Here is a 13,118-nt window from a genome sequence, read left to right as displayed (position 1 = left end):
GGTGTTAAAATGGTAGATTACAAAGAGATTGCATCATACATCATAATTCTTGCAATTGTTTTAATCGCCGCCCAACACTTGAATGTCGTTGTTTCAGGAAGTATGGAGCCTGTATTCTATAGAGGAGATATAGTAGTAATAGAAAAGGCAGATTTCCTTGGATTGCATGAATTCGACCGAAAAAGTGTTGAAAAAGGAGATATTGTTGTTTATGATGCAAAATGGTTTAACCAGCCGGTCATTCACAGAATCATTGATATAAAAGAGATAAATGGAACGACGATGTATGAGATAAAAGGAGACAATAACAACCGGTCAGACCCATACTATGTAACTTCAGACCAAATCGAGTCAAGAGTGCTTAAATGGGGAGATAAGCCTATCGTAATTCCATGGATTGGTAACATTTCATTGTGGTTAAGAGGATTATAATTATTTAAAGGTGAATAAATGTATTTTGAAATTGAAAAACAAGCAATTGATGCTTTAAACAAGGCATTAGATCAATATGATGAAGATATAGATAGAAATTTCCGTTTGGAATTTCCACCAGACCCAAAATTAGGAGATTTAGCTAGTACAATAGCTTTTGCACTTACAAAAAAATTAAAAACTGCTCCTAATCTTGTTGCTGAAGATCTGGTCTCTAAAATTGAAGTTCCGGACATATTTGAAAAAGTTCAAAACTTCGGCCCTTATGTTAACTTCTTTATTGACTATTCAAAATTCTCAAAATTGTTACTTGAAAAGGTAGATGACAGTTACGGTAAATTGGATAAAGTTGATGAAAAGATTATATTGGAACATACCTCCGCAAATCCTAACGGACCATTGCATATCGGACATGTTCGTAACTCAATCTTTGGAGATTCACTTGCAAGACTATTGAAACTGGCAGGACGTGAAGTTGAAACCCAATACTATGTAAATGACATGGGGCGCCAAATTGCAATAATCGTTTATGGTATAACTGAAATGGGTCTGAAAATCGAAGACCAGGAAGGAGAAAAGATAGATGAAAAAATCGGTAAACTATACTTCTTAGCAAATAAGGAAGTTGATGAAAACGAAGCGGCCAATACAAAAGTAAGCGAACTCATTCAAAAATACGAAAAGGGTGAAGATGAGGAATTGAATAAAACCTTTGAACATGTTGTGGAAAGCTGCGTTTCAGGAATAAAGGACACACTTCACAGAATGAACATACATCATGACGACTTTGTATGGGAAGGAACTTTCATCAGAAACGGAGAAGTAAGTGACCTTGTCAACTACTTTGAAAAAGAGGGATTCGTATCCCATGAAGATGTTGACTACATCGATTTGAAATTCTACAATATTGAAAAGGAATTCGTTTTAAGAAGATCAAACGGTACTTCACTTTACTCAACAAGAGATTTGGCATATCACAGATATAAGGCAACATTAGGTGATGTGGTATTAGACATATTAGGTTCAGACCACAAACTATCTTCAAAACAGATGAAAGTGATTTTTGAAGAAATATTAAAGGAAAAGGCTCCTGAAGTAATATTTTATGAATTCATTACACTACCTGAAGGATCCATGTCAACCAGAAAAGGAAAATTCGTATCAGTTGACGATTTAGTTGATGAAGCAATTTTAAGAGCAACAAAAGAAATCAAATCCAGAAATCCTGATTTGACAGATGCAGAAATTGCACCAATGGCTGAAAAAATCGGAATTGGAGCTATCAGATTCTTCATTGCAAAGCTATCCCCGGAAAAACACCTGACATTCAAATGGGATGAGGCATTAAGCTTTGAGAGAGGCTGCGCTTCAATACAATATGCACATGCAAGAGCTTGCAAATTATTAAACAAATCAGGAAAAGACATTTCTTCACTTGAAATTGATGAAAATTGGGTTCCTAATGAAACTGAACAGGATTTAGTAAGACTAATAGCTAAATTCCCACAGGTTGTTGAAGACTGTGCTAACAAGAAAAGAGTTCACAACATCACACAATACTGTCAGGATTTAGCAGGATCATTCAATAAATTCTACAAATCAGAACAGGTAATCGGATCTGATGTTGAAGATACAAGATTGATTCTAGTTGACAAATCAAAAACAACAATCAAAAACGCTTTAAATATCCTAGGAGTACCTGCTCCCGAAAAAATGTAGATGAGTTTATGCTCATCTTAAATTTTCCTTTTTTCTAAAAATACAATTTAGTTAATTATATGATTAATTAAATATGCATTAAGCAAACCAACATCATTTTAAATCAAAGATACTTTTAAAAATAATAACATCCTTATGATTTTTGATTAAAATGTATGATTACATACACATATTAAAATAAAAAAGAATGGGAAATTAAATTTTCCCAATTAATGCTTAGTCTTTTCTTCTCAATCCTGCAGCCCCTAAAGCGATTAATGCAAGCAATACCATGACTAATGGATTACCGGTTGCAGGCAATTCGTTGTTTTGTGGTTCTGGAGTAACCGGTTTAGCTGGCTCATCAGGAGTTTCATTGTTTACTGGTTTACCAGGTTCCTCAGGAATTTCAATGAGTGGAATTTCAGGAACATGCTTATAAATTACTTCAGTTTCATTATATGAATTCACATAAACAGTGTTGTCATATCCAGCCGTAACGATGTTAGTTTTTAAGCCTTCACTTGAAGTATCAAATACTACAATAAAACTTGCAGATTCTCCAACTCTCAATGTTCCTCTTAAATTAAATTGATCGAAATTTTGATTATTAATTATATGAGTCCATATGCCTTTTGTTGGATAGAATGAACTGTAAGTTAAACCTTGGTCGAAGTATGCTTCAATTACAAATACATCTTTCAAGTCAACGTCACCAGTGTTTCTTACAACAATTTCAAACATGGTCTGTTCACCCAAATAAACAGTTCTGTTGATAGTGTATTTGTCAACAGTCATTGAAGGGTTGTAAGACGGGTTTTCAGGAGTTATAACTTTTGTGTTGTTGTGAGCAGGAGTTTCTGGAACCTCATTAGATTTTGCAACAACAACGTTTACAAAGTCACCGGCACGAGTAGTATCAAATACTACAAAGAATCCGGAGTATTCACCCGCTTTCAATGGATTTGTTAAAGTCCAGGTTAAATCACCGTTGTACTTCCAATTTCCAGTATAATCTACAAATGAACTATATTTTAAACCTTCAAATTGGTCTTCTCTTACAACAACATTAGTTAAATCCGTGCTGCCTGTATTATGAACAATAATCTCAAATGTTACTTGTTCGCCCAAATTAACTGTTTTATTAAGAGTAATTTTTTCAACACTCAATGAAGAGGCAATAACAATAACATTATCGTTTGCACGTTTTTTAGAAGTTTCATTTGAGTCAACAGATACAATATTATTGAAATCACCTATTCTATTTGTATTGAATGTTACAAAGAATGATGCATATTCTCCCGGATATAAAATATCATTGTAAGTCCAGCTTAAATCACTGTTTTTACTCCACATGCCAGAGAAGTCTTCCCATGAATCATAAGTTAAACCATCAAATGATTCTTCATAAACAGTAACTTTTGATAAAGCAACGTTTCCAGTATTTTGAACGATGATTTCAAATTGAGCTTTTTGGCCAACAACTAAAAGTTTATCTAAAGCTACTTTTTCAATAGACAAATCCGGATTTCTAGTTGAATTGGACATTGGATCTTCTGGAGTTTCGTTATATACGATTGTTGTATTCTCAGCAGGTTTTTCAGGAGTGTTATCTGATCCTGCAGTTACAACATTTGTAAATGTACCAACTTCAGTAGTGTTGAATACGACAATGAACTGTGAAACTTCATGAGGATACAACACTTTATTTAATGTCCATCTGTGCTTACCGTTTACAGTTGAATAAGTCCATTCAGAGTTTTTGACAAAAGAATCATAGGTTAAACCAGCATATGAGGTTTCTTCCACATATACATTAGTTAACTTTACATCGCCAGTATTTCTTACAACAATTTCAAATGAAGTTTTATCACCGACATGAACCATCGGAGTTAAAGTAATCTTTTGAACGTCCAATTTTGGCTCTACAACTTTAGTCTTGTTTTCTGTGGTCTTGTTTTCAGTCTCATTAGAACCAGCCACAACAACATTGGTAAATGTACCTGTTCTGGTAGTGTTGAAGACCACATTAAGAGCGATTTTTTCACCAACAAGCAAATTGGAATTTAAAGTCCATATGTGCTTACCGTTAACAACAGATTCACTCCAGTGACCATTAATTATTGCATGGTCAAATGTTAAGCCATCATACTGTGATTCTTCTATGAACACATTAGATAAAGCTTTTTGACCAATATTGCTAACTACAATTTCAAATCTTACCTGATCGCCTACAACAACAATAGGGTCGATAGTGATTTTTTCAACCTTCAAATCAGGCTTATATACAGTAGTAGTATTGTTAGTAGTCTTATTTTCAGTTTTATCAGAACCTGCAACAACAACATTAGTAAAAGTACCAGTTCTGGTTGTATTGAATGCAATGTTAAATGAAGCGTCTGCACCTGGAGCTAATATACCATTATAGTTAAAAACATCACCAACCTTATTCCAGTTTCTACCATTAAATGAAAGGTAGGTTAATCCATCAGGGATTTGTTCTTTAACAAATACATTAGTTAAATCCAATTCACCGGTGTTTGTAACAACAATAGTGAATATTGCTTTATCTCCAACATAAACATGCTGAGTTTCACTAATCTTTTTAACATCCATATTTGGCTTTTTAACAGTAGTGGTGTTGTTAGTAGTCTTATTTTCAGTTTCATTAGAACCAGCAACTACACAGTTAACAAAAGTACCATTAACATGAGTATTAAACGCAATAGTAAAGTTAGCAGATTCACCAACTTTCAAAATATTATTGTAATAGAATATATTACCAACTTTTCTCCATTGAGTCTTATCAGTGTAATCAGCGTAAGTCAAACCGTCAGGAATTTGCTCTTCAACAAACACATTACCCAAATCGATTTCACCAGTATTTCTTACAGTAATCAAGAACAAAGTCTGCTCTCCGACATTTACGCTAGGAGTTAAAGACTTTTTAGTTACTTCCATGTTTGGCTTTTTAACAGTAGTAGTATTATTAGTGGTCTTATTGTCTGTTTCATTAGAACCAGCAACTACACAGTTAACAAAAGTACCATTAACATGAGTATTAAACGCAATAGTAAAGTTAGCAGATTCACCAACTTTTAAATCACTTAAATAAGTGTATATGTTTCCATTTCTTCCCCATTTTGTTTTATCATTATAATCTGCGAATGTTAAACCATCAGGGATTTGCTCTTCAACAAACACATTGCCTAAATCAACATCGCCAGTGTTTTTAACGATAATCATGAACAATGTTTGTTCGCCTACTTTAACGTTAGGAGTTAAACTAATTTTAGTAACTTCCATACCTGGTTTGTAGACAGTAGTATTATTTTCAGTAGTTTTATTTTCAGTTTCATTAGATCCAGCAACTACACAATTAGTAAAGCTACCAGTCTTATTAGTATTAAAAATGATTGTAAAATTAGCAGATTCTCCCACTTTTAAAATATTATTGTAATAGAAGATATCTCCATCTTTTCTCCAAAGATTCTTATTGGTATAATCAGCATATTCCAAATCAGCAGGCATAGTTTCTTTAACGAAAACATTGCCTAAATCTATTTCACCAGTATTCCAAACAGTAATCAGGAACTTAGTCTGTTCACCAGATTTCACACGAGGAGTTAATGACTTCTTATTAACGTCCATACCCGGCTTTTTAACAGTAGTAGTGTTGTTAGTAGTCTTATTTTCAGTTTCATTAGAACCGGCAACAACACAGTTAACAAAAGTACCATTAATATGAGTATTGAAAATGATTGTGAAATTAGCAGACTCGCCAACTTTCAAAACATTATTATAATAGAAAGTATTGCCGTCTTTTCTCCATAATGACTTATCATGGTAATCAGCATAAGTTAAACCATCAGGGATTTGCTCCTCAACAAACACATTACCCAAATCAATACGGCCAGTGTTTTCTACTGTAATCAGGAATAAAGTCTGCTCACCCACCTTAACGCTAGGAGTCAAAGATTTCTTGGTTACTTTCATTCCCGGATTGTAAACAGTAGTAGTATTATTGGTTGTTTTATCTCCGGAAGAGATGTAATTAGTAAAATTACCAACTTTTAAAGTATTAAAAATAACATGCAAACTTTTAGAAGTATATGCAGGTAATTTTTCTTTTAAAGTCCACACATGTTTTCCTTCATTATTGATTGAATGTATCCAAATATTTCCATAGTCAATAAATGAATCATATTCCAAACCGTCATCCCAATTTTCTTCAACGATGAATACATTGTCCAAATCAATGTCGCCAGTATTTTTATATATTAATTCAAAAATAACCTTATCATTTAATAGGACTTTTGGTGTGAGAGTGACTTTTTGAATTTCATAAGAAGTTGGCAATGTAGTGTAAAACTTCTTATAACCTAAAAGATTTTGATAATCAGATGACGATTGAAAAGCAACAAAATCATATGTTACATTATGAGTACTATTATACCTGAAAGTATAATGATCAGGAATCATTTCACCATTTTTGTTTCTATTGAAAATATCAAAATATGCAGAATACAAATAATTCCTATCTTTATTATATAACTCATTCAAATACACAGAATTATCATAATTACCACTATCAATATAACCCGCAAAATACCAAATTAAATGTTGCAATCGTGAAGAATATCTATTTTGTCCAGATCCAATAGAAATCTTATCATGAAAAGCCGGATTATCAGCATAGTAAACTATAGCCAATTTAACTAAATTGGAAACAGGTTTATTATTCCAACTATGATATACAATACTAGTTGGCTGAACAGAATATCTAGCACCAACACCCGGAGGGTCACGTATTGTATTAACACAATAAGCGGTATATCCATTACTCATAAGGACATTATCCGGACCTGGAGTCTGAGTGGTTACAATTTCACCATACTTTAAAAGTTCATCATTTAAAGATAATGAATTTTTTAATCCTAAAATTGATTCATCATTTTCTAAAACAACATCTTCATTTTTTGATTCCAACAAAGTATCAGAATCCATTTCTGATACATTTTCTTTTTTTGTGTCCGATAAAGTATCAGAATCCATTTTCGATACTTCTTCATTGTTCACTTCTAATTGAACATCATTAACATGAGTTTCTAAACTTACACCAACAGTTTCATTTGCAAAATTATCACTTGCAGAAACTACACCCAACGTTAATGATAAAGTGAGTAATAAAATTAATCCATAAAAAATCGATTTTTTGTTCATAATATCCCCTATTTTAAAAATATACTTTTTTAACTAAATATCACCTGATATGTAAATTGATTATTTTTTTTTCGATACAAAAATAATTAAATTATAAAAGAACATATCTCTCATTCGATTGTTATTAACTAATTTGTGAATATTTTGCATAATTAAATTAAATATAAATTAACATACCTCATTCATTCGATTGTTAAATTGTGAAAAAAGACATATACATATCATTTGTTAAATATTGTGAAAAAGTATTCGAATGTGAATTTATAAGAAAAATACAATAAGTAAAGCTTAAGATTGAAAAATTAGAATTAAGAACAGTGTTAGATAAATCATTAGAAATACCTACAATTGAATTATCAATACAATATGCAAATTTACTATTTAATTTATCCTTGCTTAAGACAACGTCTTTATTAACAGCATGAGTCAAAACATGACAATAATTATTATAAAATGCTAGAATATCATGAATTAAAATATCAGATTTCTTAAATTCATAAACTTTAAACACACAACGGCCAAAATCGTAAGATTCAAAAATATAACCAAGTTTTATACAAATTAAAACTTCAAATTCATTATTGAAATCAAAATCCATATAAATAGATGTAGGTGTTGTGACATTTAAATCTGAATCCAAATCAATACTCAATGAATCATTCAATACATAATCAAAATAAGTTTCATCATAATGATTACTTGAAATTTCAACTTCAAAAGATTTTTCAAAAGAATTTATACTTGAATTATTAGATTCTGGACGAATATATTCCGAAGTTACTTTATTAAAAGTATTTTCGCATTCATCAATATCATCCATAGATCTTTCATTTATCGTAGTAATTTGAGTGGTTTCTTCAATGGTAACTTCATCTATTATGATTTCATGCATATCTGTATTAACTGTTTCATTAATCCCACTAGCAGAAACCGCCTGGATCATGAAAATTGCTAACACAATCATAATCATATATTTTATTTTATAGTTAACCATCAAAATCACCATTTTGTTATATATTAGTATAATACTTTTTTCAAATCAAGCTATTTTTTATAGCTTAATTATTATAATAAATTTCATCATATATAAATATATACAAAATAATAAAAAAATCATGAAAAAATATGCTTTATATGTCTATTTGATATAAAATATTATCAATTTTTAAATGAATTTTTAAAAAAATAGACATTATTAAATTATAACTCTGTTATAATATTTTTGTTCGAATAAATACAAACAAAAACTTGATAAAATAAAATATAGCAAATAAAATTCTTGACAAAAAATATACAATATATTAAAAATAGTCTATTCATGAATAATTAATGATTAATTCATGAAAAAAAAGAATGGGAAAATAAATATTCCCATTAATGTTTAGTCTTTTCTTCTCAATCCTGCAGCTCCTAAAGCGATTAATGCAAGCAATACCATGACTAATGGATTACCTGTTGCAGGCAATTCTTTGCTTTGTGCTTTAGTTTTCGGAGTTGCAGGTTTATCTGGCTCACTAGGAGTTTCAGAGACAGGATTCTCCGGAGTCACAGGAACACTTGGCTCACTAGGAGTCTCAGGAACAGGATTCTCCGGAGTCACAGGAACACTAGGTTCACTAGGAGTCTCAGGAACAGGATTCTCCGGAGTCACAGGAACACTAGGTTCACTAGGAGTCTCAGGAATAGGATTTTCTGGAGTCTCAGGAACAGGATTTTCTGGAGTTATAACTTTAGTAGTATTGCGAGCAGGAGTTTTTGGAACTTCATTAGATTTTGCAACAACAATATTTACAAAGTCACCGGCTCTGGTAGTGTCAAATACTACAAAGAATCCGGAATATTCATCAGGTTTCAACGGAGTGTTTAAAGTCCAGGTTAAATCTCCATTGTATTTCCAATTTCCTGTATAATCAACATATGAATTATATTTTAAACCTTCAAACTGATCTTCTCTTACAACAACATTAGTCAAAACAGTGCTTCCAGTATTATGAACAATAATCTCAAATGTTACTTGCTCGCCTAAATTGACAGTATTATTAAGTGTGATTTTTTCAACACTTAATGAAGGTTCAATGACAACAACATTATCGTTTGCACGTTTTTTAGGAGTTTCATTTGAGTCAACAGATACAACATTGGTAAAGTCTCCAGGATTAGCTGTATTGAATGTTACAAAGAATGTTGCATATTCTCCAGGATAGAATACACCATTATAAGTCCAGCTCAAATCACTGTTTTTAGACCACATTCCAGAGTTATCATTCCATGAATCATAAGTTAAACCAGTATATGATTCTTCATATACAGTTACTTTAGATAATGCAACATTACCAGTATTATGAACAACGATTTCGAATTGTGCTTTTTGCCCAACAGTTAAAAGTTTTTCTATAGCGATTTTTTCAATGCTCAAATCAGGATTTCTAGTTGAGTTAGACATTGGGTCTTCAGGAGTTTCATTGTAAACAATAGTAGTGTTTCTAGCAGGTTTTTCAGTAGTGTTGTCTGATCCTGCAGTTACTACATTAGTGAAAGTACCAACTTCAGTTGTTTTGAATATGACAATGAACTGTGAAACTTCATGTGGATGTAATTCTTTGTTTAAGGTCCATCTGTGTTTGCCGTTTACGGTTGAATAAGTCCATTCACTGTTTCTTACAAATGAATCATAGGTTAAACCTTCATATGAAGTTTCTTCCACATATACATTAGTTAATATTACGTCACCACTGTTTCTAACAACAATTTCAAATGAGGTATTATCACCGACATGTACCATTGGAGTTAAAGTAATTTTCTCGACGTCCAATTTAGGCTCAATAACCTTGGTTTTGTTTTCAGTAGTCTTATTTTCTGTATCATCAGAACCTGCAACAACAACATTGGTAAATGTACCAGTTCTGGTTGTATTGAAGACTACGTTAAGAGCAATTCTTTCCCCAACAAGCAAATTGGAATTTAAAGTCCATCTGTGCTTACCGTTAACAACGGATTCACTCCAGTGTCTGTTTGGCACTGCATGGTCAAATGTTAATCCGTCATACTGTGATTCTTCAACGAATACATTGGATAAATCTGTTTGACCGGTATTGCTGACTACAATTTCAAAGGTTACCTGTTCACCCACAACAACAAGAGAATCAAGGGTAATCTTTTCAACTTTCATATCTGGCTTTTTAACAGTAGTCTTGTTTTCAGTTGTTTTGTTTTCAGTTTCATTGGATCCTGCAACAACAACATTGGTAAAGCTACCAGTCTTGTTAGTATTGAAAATAATTGTGAAATCAGCAGACTCACCAACTCTCAAGACATTATTATAATAGAAAATGTCACCTTCTTTTCTCCAAAGATTCTTGTTAGTATAATCAGCATACTCCAAATCAGCAGGCATGTTCTCTTTAACAAAAACATTACCTAAATCCAACTCACCAGTATTCCAGACAGTAATCAAGAACTTGGTCTGCTCACCAGCTTTAACATTAGGAGTTAAAGACTTTTTATTTACATCCATACCTGGCTTTTTAACAGTAGTCTTGTTTTCGGTAGTCTTATTATCAGTTTCATCAGAACCTGCAACTACACAGTTGACAAAAGTACCATTAATATGAGTATTGAATGCAATAGTAAAGCTAGCAGATTTACCAACACCTAAAACATTATTATAATAGAAAGTATTACCGTCCTTTCTCCAAGATGATTTATCTTCATAATCAGCATAGGTCAAACCGTTAGGAATTTGCTCCTCAACAAAGACATTACTCAAATCAACATCACCAGTGTTTGTGACAGTAATCAAGAACTTAGTCTGCTCACCAACTTTAACGTTAGGTGTTAAAGACTTCTTATCAACTATCATGCCCGGATGTTTAGGGATTTCAGGAGTTTGAGGAATTTCTTTTATGGTTTTCTTATAGGCAAATAATGACTGATAGGTACTAGTGGATTTGAGATATAAGAAATCATAAGTTATTTCATGTGTACCATTATTAAAGGTATGTGAATCCTCATTTATCCAGTATTGTCCACTATTATGCTTATTGATAACATCGTCATAGGCATCCTTTAATTGCGGATCCAAATTGTTGAAAGCATATGGTTTATAATCGTCAAATTGACTTAAATACCAAATTAAGTGTTGAGTACGAGAAAAGCTTAATGCATAATTAGTACGGATTTTTTCATCAAATCCTGGCTTGTCTCCATAATAGACAACAGCCAATCTTAGCTTATTATCAATACGTTCGCCCTGTCTTTTAATATGAGTTATAGTATTTATTGGAGCTGTATAATACTCAGTATCTTTTTGTGGAAAAGTCATTTCCCTTTCTATACAATATCCTGTATATCCATTAGATAACTGAACATGATCTGCTCCCTTCTCTTTTGTATACACACGTTCTCCATACTGTAAAACTTCAGCATTATCTTCATCAGATAAGCTCAAAGCCTCATTATCATCTTCGACACTTTTTTCATTGGATAGTGCCAAGGTTCCATTATCATCTTCTATAATTTCTTCATTTGATAAGGATAAAACTTCCTCATTGTTGTCTACACTTTCGATCGATGAGCTTAAAGTATCATCTTGAGCAATATAACCTTCTCCAACACTTAAAAGTGCAGGTTCGGTTATGTTTTCGCTAGCGCTGACTGCACCTACTGCAGCAGACAAAATTACTAGCACAAATAATAAATAAATAAATATATTCTTGTTCATAATTACACCATTTGATTAAATATAAAATTTTCCTTTTAACTAAATATCACCTGATATGTCAAATTAATAATTTTAATACGTTAAAACTTCTTATTAATAAAATATTTAAAAAATTATCTCTTTTTTATTCATTCGATTGTTTTACTTGGAAAAAAGGCATGTTCATAATAATTAATATTTATAAAAATTTGCACAAAATTAGAAAATGTTTGAAACGAAGACAATGAAAATGAGTTAAAGTTTGAAAAAATAGAATTTGAAATACCATAAATAAAACAATCTGCACTACCCACGATTGAATTATCTATAGAAAACATGAATTTAGTGTGGAGTTTATCATCTGATAATACTATGTTTTTTTCAACATCATGAGTCAATATATGATAATATTCATTATAAAATATAAGATCGTCATGAGTCAATACTTTAAACTTATCAATTTCATCTTTGAATTTTGATAAACCTTCACCAAAATCAATGGTCTCAAAAATTGAGTTAAGTTCCATACAACTAATAAAGTGATTCATAAACATATTATCACTTATATAGACAGGAACAACTATTGAATTATTTAATTCCAAAACAGTAACATTATCCAAATTTTCGTTAATCAAAGCATCAATATAGGAATTATTATATTGATTATTTTCAATTTCGTTATAATTTTCATGACTGTTAATTATATAAGAATCATTATATTCATAATTAGATTTCATTGGAGCAATATTTTCCTCCCCAATGACAACATCTTTTTCAACGATATCATCAATTGTTATTTCCTCCCCAATATCAATCTGATTAACTTCAATGAATTCATGAATTTGAGATTCAGCAAGATCATTAATTGCCGTTTCATTAATTTCACTAGCAGAAACTGCAGAAATCATGAAAAATGCAAATAATATAATAATCATGAATTTTTTTATCATCGAAATCACCAAAGTCAATATATATTATAGAAATTTTTTCCATCAAGCTATTAGAAATATTATTTTTATAGCTTAAGATATAGTTAATTTTCATCATATATAAATGTATACATTTT

General features: G+C 31.4%; 6 protein-coding genes. 2 read left to right on the top strand and 4 right to left on the bottom strand.

The features are described from left to right. Positions 1–9: 9 nt before the first annotated feature. Positions 10–432 (top strand): signal peptidase I, encoded by a 423-nt coding sequence (locus SM9_RS00195; RefSeq protein WP_058738220.1) that lies wholly within the window; start codon positions 10–12, stop codon positions 430–432. Between the two features lie 18 nt (positions 433–450). Beyond that, positions 451–2,151, top strand: a complete 1,701-nt coding sequence (gene argS, locus SM9_RS00190; RefSeq protein WP_058738219.1) for an arginine--tRNA ligase — start codon at positions 451–453, stop codon at positions 2,149–2,151. Between the two features lie 216 nt (positions 2,152–2,367). Here the strand turns inward: argS and SM9_RS00185 are convergent, their stop codons facing one another. The 4 genes from SM9_RS00185 to SM9_RS00170 form a co-directional block, all read right to left on the bottom strand. Beyond that, a complete protein-coding gene (locus SM9_RS00185; RefSeq protein ID WP_058738218.1) occupies positions 2,368–7,353 on the bottom strand; it encodes a DUF11 domain-containing protein in 4,986 nt (1,661 codons plus the stop codon). Positions 7,354–7,546: 193 nt separating this feature from the next. Then, positions 7,547–8,347: a hypothetical protein gene (locus SM9_RS00180; protein WP_058738217.1), complete on the bottom strand. Its 801-nt coding sequence runs from the start codon at positions 8,345–8,347 to the stop codon at positions 7,547–7,549. 387 nt (positions 8,348–8,734) lie between these two features. Continuing rightward, positions 8,735–12,073 (bottom strand): DUF7507 domain-containing protein, encoded by a 3,339-nt coding sequence (locus SM9_RS00175; protein ID WP_058738216.1) that lies wholly within the window; start codon positions 12,071–12,073, stop codon positions 8,735–8,737. A gap of 128 nt (positions 12,074–12,201) precedes the next feature. Further along, positions 12,202–13,002 (bottom strand): P-loop NTPase family protein, encoded by an 801-nt coding sequence (locus SM9_RS00170; protein WP_058738215.1) that lies wholly within the window; start codon positions 13,000–13,002, stop codon positions 12,202–12,204. Positions 13,003–13,118 lie beyond the last annotated feature (116 nt).

Origin of the sequence: Methanobrevibacter millerae, from assembly GCF_001477655.1 — an archaeon.
GTDB classification, from domain to species: Archaea; Methanobacteriota; Methanobacteria; order Methanobacteriales; family Methanobacteriaceae; genus Methanocatella; species Methanocatella millerae_A.
Note: the sequence above shows the minus strand (reverse complement) of the source record. Positions and strands in the feature narration are given on the sequence as shown.